Origin of the sequence: Dokdonia sp. Hel_I_63, from assembly GCF_007827285.1 — a bacterium.
Taxonomy (GTDB): domain Bacteria; phylum Bacteroidota; class Bacteroidia; order Flavobacteriales; family Flavobacteriaceae; genus Dokdonia.
The window spans coordinates 3368776-3384726 of record NZ_VISD01000001.1; the positions used below are offsets into that span (position 1 = coordinate 3368776).

At 35.6% G+C, this 15951-nt stretch carries 15 protein-coding genes; 11 read left to right on the forward strand and 4 right to left on the reverse strand.

Going from position 1 to position 15951, the window contains the following annotated elements:
- Nucleotides 1-159: 159 nt before the first annotated feature.
- The 3 genes from JM84_RS14865 (at nucleotide 160) to JM84_RS14875 (ending at nucleotide 2698) form a co-directional block, all read left to right on the forward strand.
- On the forward strand, nucleotides 160-825 hold the full coding sequence (locus tag JM84_RS14865) for a peroxiredoxin (protein ID WP_108876973.1): 666 nt from the start codon (nucleotides 160-162) through the stop codon (nucleotides 823-825).
- A gap of 64 nt (nucleotides 826-889) precedes the next feature.
- Nucleotides 890-2218, forward strand: a complete 1329-nt coding sequence (locus JM84_RS14870) for an MBL fold metallo-hydrolase (protein WP_144784989.1) — start codon at nucleotides 890-892, stop codon at nucleotides 2216-2218.
- 6 nt (nucleotides 2219-2224) lie between these two features.
- Nucleotides 2225-2698: a Dps family protein gene (locus JM84_RS14875; protein ID WP_144784991.1), complete on the forward strand. Its 474-nt coding sequence runs from the start codon at nucleotides 2225-2227 to the stop codon at nucleotides 2696-2698.
- A 67-nt stretch (nucleotides 2699-2765) separates the two neighbouring features.
- Here the strand turns inward: JM84_RS14875 and JM84_RS14880 are convergent, their stop codons facing one another.
- On the reverse strand, nucleotides 2766-4871 hold the full coding sequence (locus tag JM84_RS14880; protein ID WP_261375774.1) for a TonB-dependent receptor domain-containing protein: 2106 nt from the start codon (nucleotides 4869-4871) through the stop codon (nucleotides 2766-2768).
- A gap of 69 nt (nucleotides 4872-4940) precedes the next feature.
- On the reverse strand, nucleotides 4941-5306 hold the full coding sequence (locus tag JM84_RS14885; RefSeq protein ID WP_144784996.1) for a hypothetical protein: 366 nt from the start codon (nucleotides 5304-5306) through the stop codon (nucleotides 4941-4943).
- 215 nt (nucleotides 5307-5521) lie between these two features.
- On the opposite strand from JM84_RS14885, the gene JM84_RS14890 reads away from it, so the two are divergent.
- From JM84_RS14890 to JM84_RS14905, 4 genes are all read left to right on the forward strand, one after another.
- Nucleotides 5522-6916: a cytochrome ubiquinol oxidase subunit I gene (locus JM84_RS14890; protein ID WP_144784998.1), complete on the forward strand. Its 1395-nt coding sequence runs from the start codon at nucleotides 5522-5524 to the stop codon at nucleotides 6914-6916.
- Between the two features lie 2 nt (nucleotides 6917-6918).
- Nucleotides 6919-7956: a cytochrome d ubiquinol oxidase subunit II gene (gene cydB, locus JM84_RS14895; RefSeq protein ID WP_144785000.1), complete on the forward strand. Its 1038-nt coding sequence runs from the start codon at nucleotides 6919-6921 to the stop codon at nucleotides 7954-7956.
- A 144-nt stretch (nucleotides 7957-8100) separates the two neighbouring features.
- On the forward strand, nucleotides 8101-8658 hold the full coding sequence (locus tag JM84_RS14900; protein ID WP_144785002.1) for a YeeE/YedE family protein: 558 nt from the start codon (nucleotides 8101-8103) through the stop codon (nucleotides 8656-8658).
- A 3-nt stretch (nucleotides 8659-8661) separates the two neighbouring features.
- Nucleotides 8662-9075, forward strand: coding sequence for a YeeE/YedE family protein (locus JM84_RS14905; protein ID WP_144785004.1), 414 nt, complete (start codon nucleotides 8662-8664; stop codon nucleotides 9073-9075).
- 75 nt (nucleotides 9076-9150) lie between these two features.
- Here the strand turns inward: JM84_RS14905 and JM84_RS14910 are convergent, their stop codons facing one another.
- Both JM84_RS14910 and rimK read right to left on the reverse strand, forming a co-directional pair.
- A complete protein-coding gene (locus tag JM84_RS14910; RefSeq protein WP_144785006.1) occupies nucleotides 9151-10113 on the reverse strand; it encodes a succinylglutamate desuccinylase/aspartoacylase family protein in 963 nt (320 codons plus the stop codon).
- Entirely contained in the window at nucleotides 10106-10978 is an 873-nt protein-coding gene (gene rimK, locus JM84_RS14915) for a 30S ribosomal protein S6--L-glutamate ligase (protein ID WP_144785008.1), read from the reverse strand. Before rimK ends, JM84_RS14910 begins: the two co-directional genes overlap by 8 nt.
- A gap of 387 nt (nucleotides 10979-11365) precedes the next feature.
- Here rimK and JM84_RS14920 point away from each other — a divergent pair, with 387 nt between their 5' ends.
- Genes JM84_RS14920 through JM84_RS14935 form a run of 4 tightly spaced genes read left to right on the forward strand, consistent with a single transcriptional unit; the run spans nucleotide 11366 to nucleotide 15830 of the window.
- On the forward strand, nucleotides 11366-12118 hold the full coding sequence (locus JM84_RS14920) for a LytR/AlgR family response regulator transcription factor (protein WP_144785010.1): 753 nt from the start codon (nucleotides 11366-11368) through the stop codon (nucleotides 12116-12118).
- Entirely contained in the window at nucleotides 12090-15041 is a 2952-nt protein-coding gene (locus JM84_RS14925; protein WP_144785012.1) for a histidine kinase, read from the forward strand. Before JM84_RS14920 ends, JM84_RS14925 begins: the two co-directional genes overlap by 29 nt.
- Nucleotides 15042-15093: 52 nt before the next feature.
- Complete coding sequence (locus JM84_RS14930; RefSeq protein WP_144785014.1) at nucleotides 15094-15516, forward strand: hypothetical protein; 423 nt, start codon at nucleotides 15094-15096, stop codon at nucleotides 15514-15516.
- 14 nt (nucleotides 15517-15530) lie between these two features.
- The gene (locus JM84_RS14935) at nucleotides 15531-15830 is read left to right on the forward strand and encodes a hypothetical protein (RefSeq protein ID WP_144785016.1); all 300 of its coding nucleotides are present in this window, start codon (nucleotides 15531-15533) and stop codon (nucleotides 15828-15830) included.
- The last annotated feature ends 121 nt before the right edge of the window (nucleotides 15831-15951 follow it).

Here is a 15951-nt window from a genome sequence, read left to right on the forward strand (position 1 = left end):
ATAAATAGAATGAGGGTAGTTACGCTTTCGCGAAAGCATAGTTACCCTCATTTGTTAAAGTTATTTTAAAAAAACTAAGTATGTAACATAGGTTACTAAGCCACCTATATCTATAACGTATCTTTATATTGTAAAACATAACGATAAACATATACTATTATGGATAAAGAAAACCTATTGCCAGAACAAGTAATCTCAATGCCTAGAATAGGTGATACAGCTCCAGATTTTGAGGCAGTTACGACTAAGGGAACTATAAAAATGTCTGAGTTTGCAAAAGATAAGTGGACAGTAATGTTCTCTCACCCTGCAGATTTCACTCCAGTGTGTACCACAGAAATGAGTGGTTTCGCTATTAGAAAACCAGAATTTGACGCCTTAAATACAGAACTACTAGGTCTTAGTATAGACAGTATACACGCTCACTTAGGATGGGTTCAAAATGTAAGAGAAAACACAGGTGTTTACTTTGATTTTCCTATCATCGCAGATATTGATATGAAGGTATCAAAGCTATACGGGATGTTACAGCCTAACGAGAGTGAGACTGCAGCAGTAAGAGCTGTTTTCTTTATCGATCCTGCCAAAAAAATTCGTCTTATTATGTATTACCCGCTTAATGTAGGTCGTAATATGGATGAAATTCTAAGAGCGCTAGATGCACTGCAAATGTCAGATAAGCATAAGGTATCTATGCCGCTAGACTGGAAAAGAGGTGATCAAGTGATTTGCTCTCCACCTAAAACACTAGACGCATTGAACGAGAGACTTGCAGATGATTCTGTAGAAAAAGTTACTTGGTATCTCGCAAAAAAGAGTATCTAAAAGTTATAAAAAAAGGGCTTAAGAGCATTCACTTAAGCCCTTTTGTTTTCTTAAACCTAAGATTATGAAAGTACAACAATTTGAATATAAACCATTAGCACATTACTCATACGCATTAGTGAGTAATGGAGAGATAGCCATTATAGATCCAGAGCGTGACCCTAAGGAGTATTACGCTTTCGCGAAAGCGAATAATGCAAAAATCATAGCTATCATAGAAACACATCCACATGCAGATTTTGTGAGTTCGCACTTGCAAATTCAAAAGGAAACTGGAGCAACAATTTACAATAGTGCAAAGCTAGGAGCAGATTATCCACATACAGCATTTGATGAAGGTGATAGCATTACGATAGGAAAAGCAACACTAAAAGCTATAAATACTCCAGGCCACTCACCAGATAGCATTACTATTGTTGCAAGTCAAGGTAGCGATACTATCTTATTTACAGGAGACACCCTATTTATAGGAGATGTAGGCCGTCCTGACTTACGTGAAAAAGCGGGGAATATGAAAGCTAAGCGTGAGGAACTCGCAGAAATGATGTACCAGACTATAACTACTAAGTTTACAGATCTACCTGATGACGCTATAGTATATCCAGCACATGGAGCAGGATCTTTATGTGGTAAAAATCTGAGTGATGCAAATAGCAGCACGCTGGGTAATGAACTTATGGGTAACTGGGCGTTTAAAGCACAATCCAAAAAAGAATTTATGGATACCATCCTTGATGGACAGCCATTTATACCATCTTATTTTGGGTTTAATGTTGCCATCAATAAAACTGGCGCAGAAAGCTTAGAGCCTGCTATAGAACGAGTTCCTTTTAAGAAGGATGTCGCAGCGACTGGCTTAATTGTAGACATGAGAGATGAAGCCATATTTAAAGAAGGCCATCTTGCAGGAAGTATAAACATACAGGCAGTTTCAGAAAATGCAAAGTTTGAAACTTGGCTAGGTGCAATCGTACAACCTGAAGAAGAGTTTACACTAGTTATAACTTCTGAAGAAGATAAAAACTATATGCTGAACAGAGTTGCCAAAATAGGCTACGAAAAGCAGCTAAAAGAAATAATAACACTGGGAACTGAAGGTCTAGTTAAATCAGCAGATTTAGATGTGCAAGATTTTAAAAACAATCCCGACAACTATACCATTATAGACATCCGTAATATAAGCGAAGTTCAAGAAGAGCAATTCTTTAAGAACGCACTGTCACATCCACTTAATGAATTGAGAGAAACAGCAAGTAACATCTCTAAGGACAAACCTATTGTAGTACATTGTGCTGGTGGATATAGAAGTGCTGCAGGAAGTAGTATTCTAGAAAGAGAATTAACCGGAGCAACTATTTTTGACCTCAGTGAGAATATTAATAATTTTAAATAATCAATTATGAGCAATACAAACAACATAGGTTTAGACATTTCAACATCTCAAACCACAGCAACCCAACTTAACGACTTACTTTCTAACTACCAGATCTTTTATATGAACCTAAGGGGTTTTCACTGGAATATTACGGGAAAGAAATTTTTTGAACTACATGTAAAATTTGAAGAGTTATATAATGATGCACTCATCAAAGTAGATGAAATCGCAGAGCGTGTACTTACTTTAAGTGCTACTCCTACTCATTCATTTAAGGACTACTTAAACAGCTCAGACATTGAAGCTGCCAAAAATGTAACTGATGGCGAAGAGGCAATAGATAACATCCTTGAATCTTTAAAGGTGTTGTTACAAAAGGAAAGAACAATACTTACAACTGCTGGAGACGGTGGTGATGAAGGTACTGTTGCTTTAATGAGTGATTACATTACACAACAAGAAAAGCTAGTGTGGATGCTCTCTGCATACCGTAACTAGTATATCTAATCAATAAAAAGTAAAGCCCTTTTGATTTTATCAAAAGGGCTTTTTCTATAGCTACCATCTAAAATCCATACTGTACAAATACAGAGAAATTTCTACCTGGGTCGTTTATAGGTACTCTTGTAAAATCTGCCTGATTTACAAAAGAGAAGTTGAGGTGATTATTATAAGTCTCATCAAATGCATTTAAAACTGCTAGACCTACATTAAAGTCTTTAATAACTTCCATACCAAAACGCACGTCTAAGGTTTCATAACCTGCTGTTTCTTGCTCTCTAAAGCTTGATGCTATCTCATCCTGTTTTGATGTCACTGTATAATCTATACTAGCCCAGTATCTATCTTTTTCAAAACCTACTCCTAGTCTTGTAATCAAAGGAGGTGTTAATGGCAGCGACTCATCTAGATCTTTATTTCTAGTATAAACATAAGACAGACTTGTATTAACGTTGAAATAACGAGCAAAATCGATTGCTACATCGGCTTCAAAACCTGTTTTGTAAGCGTTATCAAGATTTACAAATCGTTTTACTTCTTGTGGTTGTGCCGTAGGCATAAATTTACGGTCTAGTGCAGGGTCTACTACAGCTACAATATAGTTTTCATAAAATGAGTAATACCCCGACAGGCCATACCTAATTGCATCAATTTCCGTAATAAAAACTTTTTTCCCTTTTATTCCTATTTCAAACTGGTTATTTACCTCAGCTTCTAGAAAAGGATTTCCCACATATTCAAAGGGATCTAGACCTACAGAAAAGTGATTTATATAACGTTCTATCATATTTGCAGATCTAACACCACGTCCATAAGCTGCCTCTAAAGTTGCATTGTCTGACACTTTATGCTTAACAGAGACTGTTGCTGAGATATTATGTTCCTCTCGCTGCTCTAAGTTATTATATAACGCTTGAAAATCTGCTTCTGGATCTTGAATGTCTGAGACTACAAGGTCATATCTCACTCCTGCAGTAAGCATTGTCTTATCTGAGAATGCATATTTATTTTCTACAAATAACCCAAAGTCATTTACATTAGAGTCTTGCCAGACTTTATCCTGAAAGACCAAAGGTTCTGCAAGCTCCATACCCATCATATTACGTTTTACAACTCTCGTCCTACCACCATCTCTTGCAATAAGCATGGCATCAAGACCTCCATAGAGAATCCAATTATCTGTTGGCTTCATTTTTAACTCTAGCTTCCCTCCTGCCGTAGTAGCATCTATAGCAGATAGCGCCTCTATAGTCATGAATGAAGGTCTGTTTTCGTTAGACATGATATGATCTACATAAGAGTAATATGCTTTTGCATTAAGCTCTTTTATAAAACCATTTTCCTTAGTCTTCTTATAGTCTATGGATAAAATTGAACTATTATCCTCTTCTGTATCCATTGGTAATCCAGCGTGTAATACATCTCTGCCAAATGATTGTCTCCAGTGCGCTTGAATTCTTTGGTTATTGTTTATGTTATACCCTAACCTCAAACCATAATCTAGACTTCTAAAGTAGGAAGGAATCTCAACACCATCCCCATCTTCATAATTACCAAAATCACGATAACCAGCGTTTGCAGTGATATCATATTTCTCAGTTACTTGATTTAGCGATAAAGAAGATACGAGAGAATTACCATTAGATTCATATCCAGTATTTACACGACCATGCAAGCCGTTGTCCATAGATTGAGGTTTCTGAGTCACGAGATTAATTACTCCGCCAAAAGTGGCTCCATACCTCACGGTATAGGGCCCTTTTATTACCTCAATACGTTCTATCTCTTCAGGTACCACATGAGTGGTAATAGGATCCATTCTGTTAGGGCAAGCGTGTACTGCTTTTGTACCGCCATCAAATTGAATATTAAGCTGTTCATACTGACTAGCTCTAAATGACGGATCTATGGCATAGTTACCTCGTTTAATTAATGAAAACCCGTTGAAATCATTAAATAAGTCGGCTACATTTTTGGGTTGCACTACTTTCTTAAGAAGATCTGTTTTAACTGTAGTTAGTACTGGGTCTGTATTTCCTTGTCCAGTGACAAGTACTGTATTTAATAGAATAGATTTTGAAGTTATTGTGTCTTGTTTTTCCCCTATTTCTTGAGCTATCATTGATACAGGTATAAGTGCGCACAGAAGCGCAGTTCTTTTTATATTCATTGTTTCTTTTTTCCAAATTACATCACAGTGATATGGAGGAAATAGCATACATCTATTTCCTCTCCTTTTTTAAATAAAAAAAGGACACACCTTTGGAGGATGGAAAATTGCGTAAGAAAATATATCACTATACAAAGCCGTGTAGTGATGATTATTGCCTTTTGTGGCTGGCATAAATGCTATTTCTTGGAAGCTCACCTCTAGCTGACAAAAAACCAATTGATCCCACTCTAGAATTGGAGTCTTTTGTTCATCTTGAGATGATGTATTGGCTGCTACTTTAGTTAGAAAACATTTACCGTCACACTTTAGTTCTGGCTTATCTGTGTTCTCACATAATTGTGCTACAAAACTTTCTATATCCAGAGAGTACCATCCATAAACAGCAGATACTCTTAAGCTATTGCTCAAGAGTAACAATGATAGTATAGACATGGCAAATAGCTTCACTAAATAAACTTATAGATGATAGGTACGCTTTCGCGAAAGCGTAATTAAAAAAGTTAACTAGTCAAAAATATTGAGAAATCTACCTTCTATAAGCTACCTAGGTTACACAAGAAAAATAAATTAAAACTACACTTGTGTAACCATTGTTACCCAACCAAAAATGTTTAATTTTTATTTTTGTTTACAAAATCTTCAAAACTATGGATACAGAAATTCTTGCTAGAATCCAGTTTGCTTTTACTATCTCTTTTCACTACATCTACCCACCATTGAGCATAGGCCTAGGTCTTATTATGGTGATTATGGAAAGCTTATGGATACGCACAAAAAATGAACAATATCACATCCTTGCCAAGTTTTGGACTAAGATTTTTGCACTCACCTTTGGGATAGGAGTGGTTACGGGAATCGTAATGGAGTTTGAGTTTGGGACAAACTGGGCAACATATTCTCGCTATGTAGGTGACATATTCGGCAGTGCGCTAGCCGCCGAAGGTATTTTTGCCTTTGCTCTAGAAAGCGGATTTCTAGGTATCTTACTCTTTGGATGGAACCGTGTAAAACCTTGGGTACACCTCGTTGCAACCATAGGCGTATTTTTAGGCTCTATGTTTTCTGCCGTTTGGATTGTGGTAGCAAATAGCTGGCAGCAAACGCCTGCTGGTTATCATATTGTAGGAGAAGGAATGAATGCGCGTGCAGAGATTACAGACTTCTGGGCGATGGTTTTTAATCCATCAAGTGTAGATAGACTTACGCATACGTGGTTTGCAGCATTTCTCGCTGGAGCATTCTTAGTGCTTAGTGTACATGCATATTACCTTATTAAAGGTCGTTATATTGTGATTTCTAAAATGGCTTTTAAAATTGCGCTAGGAGTTGCCACTATCTTTTCATTAATGCAATTAGTCACTGGTCACAGTTCGGCAGAGGGCGTTGCTGTTAATCAGCCAGCAAAGCTAGCTGCTTTAGAAGGACATTATGACGCAAGTGGCCCAGCAGATTTATATCTTTTTGGCTGGGTTGATAATGAGACACAAGAAGTCACAGGGATTAAATTACCAGGAGGATTATCTTTCTTACTGCATCAAGATGTTGATGCTCCAGTAACTGGTCTTAATGCTTTTCCAGAAGAAGACAGACCTGGACAAGTGAATGCGGTCTTCCAGTTTTATCATATTATGATTGCAATCGGTATGTTCTTCATTGGGCTTACGCTTTTTGCTTGCTCTTTATGGTGGCGAGGTACGCTGTTTGAAACAAAATGGTTGCTCAAGATATTTGTGCCATCTGTAATATTAGCCCAATTAGGTAATCAAGTAGGATGGTTTGCTGCAGAGATGGGAAGACAGCCTTGGGTAGTATACGGTCATTTGAGAACTTCTGAGGCCTTCTCACAAGCTGTTACTGCAAATCAAATTGTATTTTCACTCGTACTATTTTTTGTAGTTTATGCTTTATTACTTTTCTTATTTCTTTACTTGTTAACTAAAAAGATCAAACACGGCCCTTATAAAGAAGACGACGATGATATGGAAGAAAGAACCTTTACTAAGGAGATTACAGAACAAGTTGCAAACACTCTAAACTCATAACTATGGAAACTTTATTAGGTATAAATTACCCTACACTTTGGTTTCTTGTGGTAGGAGGTGTTTTTTCTGGATATGCCATACTAGATGGTTTTGATTTTGGGGCTGGTGCCTGGCATTTATTTTTTAGAAAGGAATTAAGTAGACGTGTTGCTCTCAATGCGGTAGGACCTGTATGGGACGGAAACGAAGTATGGCTAGTAATAGGTGGAGGTGCTCTCTTTGCTGGATTCCCAGTAATGTATGCCACTTTCTTTTCTGGCTTGTATATCCCTTTTATGCTCTTTTTAATGTTTATTATTTTTAGAGCAATTGCTATAGAATTTAGAAGTAAAGAAGAATGGCTATGGTGGCGCAAAATGTGGGATATATGCTACAGTGTGAGTAGTATCATGCTAGCGTTTTTACTAGGTGTCGTAATGGGCAACGTACTTCAAGGAATTCCTATAGGTCCAGATCTAGAGTATGACGGAAGTCCATTTCTTGGCTTTTTAAATCCGTATGCAATCATTACAGGATTTACTACCTTATTCTTGTTTATGACCCACGGAGCTATCTATTTACTGCTCAAAACAGAAGGAAAGCTTTTTGATAAACTAGAAGGACTTCTTAAAAAGGCTATTATTCTTTTTATAGTGTTCTTTCTGATCACATCTTTATACACGCTTATTTACATACCTCATCTATCTGATGATTTTAAGGCAACTCCAGCTTTATTTATCATACCAATACTTACATTTTTAAGTATCGCAAACATCCCGAGACTGGCTCACAAAAAGCGTTTTAAGATAGCCTTTTTCTTCTCTGCACTTACCATTTCTTTAATGATGGTTCTTGTAGCTATAGAGTTATACCCTACGCTTCTATACTCAACAATTGATCCGGCAAATAGTATTACTATTTACAATGCCGCATCTTCAGATAAGTCCTTAGGCATAAGCCTGACAATGGTAGCTATAGGAACACCGCTCGTTTTAGGATATACTTTCTTTGTGTATAAAACCTTTGCAGGTAAAGTAAAACTAGATGACCACAGTTATTAAACGAGTGTTTTAAAAAAGTATAATCCTCACATTGAAAGCACACTAGATATCCTAGTGTGCTTTCTTTATTACAATCATCTATTTGAGTAACCTAGGTTACAAATAAACTTGCTTTAAAAGTTGATATTTGCATAAAATAATAACATGGATTGGATTTTCTCCCCCTGGCCTTGGTATGTATCAGGACCCATCATTGCTTTCATCATGTTTTTACTTATTATGGTAGGTAAGAATTTTGGAATGTCTTCTAACTTAAGAACAATGTGCACCATCTGCGGCGCAGGAAACAAAGTAGATTTCTTCAAATTTGACTGGAAACATCAACGATGGAATCTCACTGTGGTTCTAGGTGCGATTATAGGCGGTTATATAGGATCCCAATGGCTATCTACAGACATCGCAGTAGCTATTAATCCAGACACAATAACAGACCTGAACAACCTTGGTTTTAATAGTGCGGGAAAAGCCTATTTACCTACAGAGTTATTTGACACAAGCGCATTACTTAGTTTTAAAAACTTGGCCTTATTAACTATAGGTGGATTTTTAGTGGGCTTCGGTGCTAGATATGCGGGTGGATGTACTTCCGGTCACGCCATTTCTGGTTTAAGTAATTTACAACTACCATCACTTATCGCCGTTATAGGATTTTTTATAGGCGGCCTGTTTATGATTCACGTGCTATTCCCCTTTATATTTTAAAAAATGAGAACACTTATATATTTATTAATCGGTATTCTTTTTGGAATAACTATGTTTAAATCTGAAGCTGCTTCGTGGTTTCGTATTTATGAAATGTTCAAGTTTGAGGCATTTCACATGTATGGAATTATAGGATCTGCGCTAGTGATAGGTATTATAGTAGTACAACTTATTAAACGTCTCAACATCAAATCATTTTATGGCGAGACAATTCATTTTCACCCTAAGGCAAAAAGTTTTAGTCGTTACATGATAGGTGGCGTTTTATTTGGTTTAGGCTGGGCACTAGCAGGAGCTTGTCCAGGACCTATGTTTACCTTAATAGGAGCAGGTTACATTCCTATTCTTGTAGTTATCGGTGCATCGCTGTTGGGTACATTCGTATATGGATTATTAAAGGATAAACTACCTCACTAGAGGCTGTTTATCCTTTATGTATTTTGAGTGTTGCTGCTACGCTTTCGCGTAAGCGTAATTACTTAAAAAGAATTATTATTTTGTAATATGTACAATAGCGTCTCCTTGATTTACGATAGGAGCATGATTAATACAGATAATATATCCTGAATTAGGTGCCTTTATATTTTTTTCAAAATCACCAAAAGGTCCAGAAACACTCGCAATTACATCTCCTTTTTCTACAAAAGTTCCAGCCTTTACATGAGGCCTATACATTCCAGAATATCGCGCTCTAATCCAAAATGACTTCTCGATAATAATAGACTCTGTCTCTAATCTCCAGCTATAATCATCTGCAAGCTCTTTTGTAAAGTCGCGCACACCAAGGTGCTGCATTACTTTTAATGCGCCTGCCACACCAGCATCTGTAATATCACTATTGATAGCAAGGGATTTTCCACCTTCAAAAAGCAAGACTTTCTTCCCCTTTTTTACACAAGAATCTCTAAAGGATTTCTCTCTATTTTGTGATTTGAGTATAAATGGTGTGCCAAAGGCTTTTGCAAGCTCTAGCGTTTCATCATCCTCATTAATCCTTATCTGTGGAGCGTTAAATCGCTCTCTACCACCTGTATGAAAATCCATACAGTAATCAACGTGTGGTATAATCTCTGTCATTAAATTATAAGCATACCTACTGGCTAGCGATCCCCTTATACTTCCTGGGAACACTCTATTGAGATCTCTACCATCTGGAAACTCTCGCGTCTGATTAAGAAACCCAAAAACATTTACCACAGGGATACATATAATCGTCCCGTGCGTTGGCTTATTATATTTTTTTGAAACAATCTGCCTTACAATCTCTACTCCATTGACCTCATCACCGTGAATACCGCCAGTAATAAGAATACATGGACCGGGCTTTGGTGCTCGCTCAATAATGATAGGCACTTCAATCTTTGTTCTAGTGTGAAGCTTTGCAATGTCTAGGTTTACTTGTAATCCTTTTCCTAAAGAAACAGCGTTCCCTAGTATTTCAATATCATTAGGCATTTCTCTCTACGTACTTGATAATATAGTTTGCAATATTTTTTCCTGTTGCAGTCTCAATCCCTTCGAGACCTGGAGACGAGTTTACTTCTAGTATTAATGGACCACGAGCAGATTGTAAGAGATCTACTCCTGCAATTCCTAATCCCATTGCTTTTGCGGCTTTAAGTGCTGCATTTTCCTCTTCGTCTGTGAGTTCGATTACGTTTGCACTTCCTCCTCTGTGTAAGTTAGATCTAAACTCTCCTTCTTTACCTTGTCTTTTCATAGCTCCCACTACTACTCCATCTACAATAAACACACGTATATCTGCTCCTCCAGCTTCTTTAATAAATTCTTGAGCAATTACTCTTGCTTGTAATCCATTAAAAGCTTCTAGTATAGACTCTGCAGAGTTCTTATTATCTGCTAGTACTACACCTAGACCCTGGGTTCCTTCAAGTAATTTAATTACAAGTGGCGCTCCTCCTACTCCATCTACAACCTGACCAACATCCTTAGAGTAGTTAGTAAAAACTGTTTTAGGAAGTCCTAAACCAGCTCTTGATAATATCTGTAAACTTCTTAACTTATCACGTGATCTTACTAGTGCTTGAGATTCTGTTGCAGAGAAGACCTTCATCATCTCAAATTGTCTCACTACAGCTGTACCAAAAAATGTTACAGAAGCCCCTATTCTCGGGATTACCCCATCAATATTCTTTATCTCCTTACCCTTATAGACAATAGTTGGGTTTTTCTTTTCAATAACGAGGTTACACTTAGTATGGTCGATAATGATCATCTCGTGACCTTTTTTCTCCCCCGCTTCGATAAGACGCTTTGTTGAATATAAATTTGGATTCTGTGATAGCACTACAATTCTCATAATGTGGATTTAGTTTCTTTTGCCGAGAAGATAATCTAATAAGTGGTTATTTAATATTATTTGAGGCAAATATTTTGTCTTCAACCGTGATAATACTAATGTTTTTATAGAATAGCAACGATATGAGATACTTAAACTCTATTCATCTCATAAAATACAATGCATAAAAAAAGCTCCACATTGTTGTGAAGCTTTTTTCTTAGTAGCGGGTAAAATTATAATATCTAACCAACTAATACAAGATATTATTAAGGTTTATAAGCTATCAAAACAAATGTCTCAAAAGAACTAAAACGTTTACTTATCACTTCAGTACAAAAATCTTTAGATTGACCACGTTGACTAAAAAATATCGATGTGCAAACTATATTATGTTAATTTTGACATGTGATTAAAACAATTATAATAGACGACGAGGTAAATGCTAGGGATTTTTTGGGAAAATTATTAGCAAGATACTTTCCAGATAAATTTGCTATTTGTGCAAAATGTGGTTCGGTAGATGAAGCCGTTAAAGAAATAGATGAACATAACCCAGACCTCATCTTTTTGGATATTCAAATGCCAGATAAAAATGGTTTTGAACTTCTAAAATGTTTATATACTATAAATTTTGAAGTTGTTTTTACTACCGCATTTAGTGAATATGCTATAAAGGCTATAAAGCATAGTGCATTTGACTACTTGCTAAAACCCATAAACTACATTGACCTACTATCTACCGTAAAAAGGTTTGAAGCCAACAGTAGCCAGAACCAAAAGCAAAAACGTATTGAATTACTACTTAATAATGTGGGAAATTCCTCGTCAAGTTTCAATAAATTAACAATACCTACCGAAAATGGTTTTACACTTGTAAATAAGTCTAATATTTTACACGCTCAGGCAGATGATAATTATTGTTTGATACATCTTGTCGATGGTAATACAATTACAGCTTCAAAAACACTTAAAAGCGTTGAGGAGCTTGTTATAGCACCTAATTTCTTTAGGGTTCATAAAAGTTATTTGGTCAATCTCAATTATGTGAAGCATTTCCACAAAGCTACTATGGAAATTGAAATGGTAAATACTACAAGATTACCCGTATCACATCGTAAACAATCATCATTTGTCAAAGCAATTACAAATAACAGTTAGGCTATTTATACTTGTACTATTTCTAAGTAGTTCAGTATTTGGTCAGAAATACCCATCCACCCATTTTGATATTTCAAATGGGCTACCTAACAATGCTATTAGGTCTATTTTGAAGACATCTGACGGCAGTATTTGGATTGGGACTGATAATGGAATAGCGGTACTAAAAAACGGCGAAATAGAACGTTATAATCATCCAGACATACCCAATGGAATGGTATGGGATATGCGACAAGATGCAGATAGTGCAATTTGGGTAGGTACTTACGGCAAAGGATTATTTAAAATAGATGGAAATAGTATAAATCGCTACCATACAGACAATGGTTTAGCAAACAATCACATTAGAAAAATTTGGATAAAGAGAAGTACCGTCTATGTAGGAATGGAAGATGGACTTGCTATGATACAAAATGATAGTATCACAAACTTTACACGTTTCGACCCAGATGTAAAGTTGCAGGTACAAGATTTCTTTGAGTATAAAAATGAGTTGTACATCGTAACATTCCGTTCAGGATTATTGAAGCTAATTACTACCGAAAATCAAAATAAACTAAAAAAAGTACGTGAGTACAAGCACGCATTTGCAGTTGAGTTATTAAAAGACACCGTATATCTCAGTAACGATGGTGTAACAAAACTGTTTACAATCGATGGATTTATAAATGGTGCCGAACCATTTAAACAAATTACTTCGTCTATTTCTTGGGATTATGCTGATGTAAATGCTACTACCGCCTATACGGCGATGTGGGGTGTTCATACAGATGATGGCGGTGTTTATAAGATTAAAAATGAGAGCCTAATATTTCAAAATGAGGCGTTTGGGATAAAAAGCAGGTCTATATGGAGTATCAAGTATGACGCTGAGAATCAGTTATTGTATGTGGGTACTTTGGACAATGGACTTTACAGGATAGACATATCAAATAAAATACTTTCTAATCTGACAGACAGCAAAGTAAAAGATGTTTTACAAGTGGAAGATTTGCAAGTAGTACTGACAGAAAAAAATGTATTTATCCAAAACTCCACAGGTGTAATTAGTATTAACCCAGAGAACTTTTTGAACTATAAACAACAAAAGATTAGAAATAACCCTGAACTGAAAAACACAAGAAATTTTGGATTTATAAATAAACATAACAACCAGAGCTTGATTTTTCATCGTGTACAACAGCATAGAAACTTATTGTGGATTTCCACCAATGCAGGACTTTATAAATTAAGTAAATCTGGTATTCTTTTAGATTACGTGCCAGTTCACAACGAAGTCTTTGATTTTGCTTGTAACGGTGATTTGATTGTTGCAATACCTTATCACGGTGTTCAGATTTTTTCAGAAAATAATCCTATTGAAAAAACATATTTTGAACCAAAAAAAACATCAACACCTAAAGATGTTAATGAGTTTATAACACTTGGTAGTAAGCAATATCTAATATCACGCACCAGAGGATTATTTGAATATGACGGTAATAGGTTTGACAACGTTTTATATACTGATGGTCTTGTTTCTGCTTCAAACGGTAATGATAGAAATTTATATTTAGCCTTTACGGATGGCACAATAAGAACCTACGACGTACAACAACGTAAAATTATTGATACGCTTTCGCAAAATCGATACAAAGGTCAATCCATCCAGTTTATAAAATATGATGACCATAGGTTAATTATTGGCACAGAACGAGGTATAAACATCCTTACAGACAGTACAGAAATACTAGTTGATAGTGACCAAGGACTTACTGATATATTTATTCAAAATGCTAGTATTTCTGGCGATACGCTTTTAGTTGGAACAAATAGTGGGTATTATTCAATAGACCTCAACAGCTTTGCACCTAATAAAAATATTGAACCCTTAGAAATAAAAAGTTTAGAAATAAATTTTGCGCCCTTAGAATCTTTACCTAGTGATAGTGTTTTAGAACTAACCCACGACCAAAATAACCTTTCTGTTCAATTTAGTGTCCCACATCATCCATACCCTAACAAATTAGAATACAGTTATAAGATAGATAACGATGCTAAATGGACATCTCTCAGAACACCAAAGGTTTTTTTACCTTTTGTCCCTTCTGGAACTCATAGCATTTATATTAAAGTAAAGGATTGGCATAATGGCACAACCCACACTCAACTATTACTAAATTTTACTATTGCAACACCCATCTGGAAATCTTGGTGGTTATGGATTGGCTCAGTTTCTTTAGTATGTATATTAATTTTTATAGGATTTTACTTTCGCTTAAAGCGAAAAAACAAACACCAACAGCACATAGCAAGTATTGAACAACGTTTAACAACTACAAAATTGGAAGCCCTACAAAGCCAAATGAACCCACATTTTACCTTTAATGCAATGAATAGCATCCAGAACTATATCATTGATAACGATGTGGATAATGCGTTGTTTTTTATGGGAGAATTTTCAAAATTAATGCGTGCCACTTTAGATTACTCATCACAAGCTAAAATAACGTTAGAGCAAGAACTAAATTACATAAAACGGTATGTGTTGGTAGAAAATATGCGTTTTGGTAATAAGGTTAGTTTTGTTATTATAATACAAAAGAGTATTGACCCAGATGAGGTGTATATATTACCCATGCTATTACAACCGTTTGTAGAAAATTGTTTTGAACACGCATTTACACCACAAACCACTGCACCACAAATAAACCTCAACATTAGGGAAACCAGTACAGAAATAGTACTGACTATTACAGATAATGGTAAAGGGTTGAGCAATAGTAAAACTGTATCACTTCACAAAGCTAAAGGTATTGCACTTATTACAGAACGCCTTAATCTAATACAGGATATTACCAATCCAGTTGTTATGAAATCGCTCGACAATGGCACAATAGTAACGGTAACTTTAAAAAAAGCTACGGTAACTAACTCTACCTAAATCACTTGTTAATTCTTAGTTTCTTTGTGGTATATAACACAAACCAAAAACTATGAAACAATTTTATGTATTACTAGCTGTTTTTCTCGTTGGGTGTAGTTCTGATGATGGTAATGATGATACTTCTACTGAATCTGACTTTGCATTAGGGGAATGGAAAAGTTATCAAACTATAAACCAAAACGGAACATTTCCAACTGATGAGTGTAATTTTGAGACATTTTTCTTCTTTGACGATTTATCTGGAAGTTATTCATTAACTACTGGAATGTTAGTAAACGGAGATTGTCAAACTGGTTCAGGCGGATTTGGATTTGATTATGAATACAGCTCAAATTCAACATTTAAAATTTTTATATCTGTAATTGATGTGTATCAAGGTAGAATTGAAAATAACGAATTAATTCTCAATCCGATTGATGGTGATACCCAAGAAGTTGATAATTCGACCAGTATATTTTTACAAAAGCAGTAAAAGTCAGTATAGTTATGAAATCATTTGGTAAAATAGTATTGTTGGTAGTGATTGCTTTTGTTTTTTACATGGCAAAAAGTTTTATTTCTTTTCGAAATAATGAAAACGAGCAAAATAAATCTACAATTTACAGCCCAGAAGGTAAAAAGTGCGCCTACATTACATCAGAAAAAGCATACAGCTATAAAGTTGAAATTTGCCGTTCAGAGTTTATAACTGAGACAGCTTGGTTAAATAGAATACGAGAAGTTGAAAAGGCTAAAAAATATGATGAGTTTGGAAACTCTTATTACGTTTCAATTACCTACAAGTAGTCTTAATATTCTCTAAGTCATTGCCGTCTTTACTTTCTGGACAGTACGTGTACTTTTAGACACCATGATTGCAGTTTATCTAAAACTATGTCCTTTTTTATAACATTCAGGTTTTTAAAAA

Bases quoted from the DNA above. Each gene is read 5' to 3' on its own strand.
- JM84_RS14935 (WP_144785016.1), top strand. From the start codon at position 15,531: ATGAAATCATTTGGTAAAATAGTATTGTTGGTAGTGATTGCTTTTGTT.
- JM84_RS14880 (WP_261375774.1), bottom strand. From the start codon at position 4,871: ATGAATATAAAAAGAACTGCGCTTCTGTGCGCACTTATACCTGTATCA.
- JM84_RS14905 (WP_144785004.1), top strand. From the start codon at position 8,662: ATGAGAACACTTATATATTTATTAATCGGTATTCTTTTTGGAATAACT.
- JM84_RS14910 (WP_144785006.1), bottom strand. From the start codon at position 10,113: ATGCCTAATGATATTGAAATACTAGGGAACGCTGTTTCTTTAGGAAAA.
- JM84_RS14885 (WP_144784996.1), bottom strand. From the start codon at position 5,306: ATGTCTATACTATCATTGTTACTCTTGAGCAATAGCTTAAGAGTATCT.
- JM84_RS14870 (WP_144784989.1), top strand. From the start codon at position 890: ATGAAAGTACAACAATTTGAATATAAACCATTAGCACATTACTCATAC.
- JM84_RS14900 (WP_144785002.1), top strand. From the start codon at position 8,101: ATGGATTGGATTTTCTCCCCCTGGCCTTGGTATGTATCAGGACCCATC.
- JM84_RS14865 (WP_108876973.1), top strand. From the start codon at position 160: ATGGATAAAGAAAACCTATTGCCAGAACAAGTAATCTCAATGCCTAGA.
- JM84_RS14890 (WP_144784998.1), top strand. From the start codon at position 5,522: ATGGATACAGAAATTCTTGCTAGAATCCAGTTTGCTTTTACTATCTCT.
- JM84_RS14930 (WP_144785014.1), top strand. From the start codon at position 15,094: ATGAAACAATTTTATGTATTACTAGCTGTTTTTCTCGTTGGGTGTAGT.
- cydB (WP_144785000.1), top strand. From the start codon at position 6,919: ATGGAAACTTTATTAGGTATAAATTACCCTACACTTTGGTTTCTTGTG.
- JM84_RS14875 (WP_144784991.1), top strand. From the start codon at position 2,225: ATGAGCAATACAAACAACATAGGTTTAGACATTTCAACATCTCAAACC.
- rimK (WP_144785008.1), bottom strand. From the start codon at position 10,978: ATGAGAATTGTAGTGCTATCACAGAATCCAAATTTATATTCAACAAAG.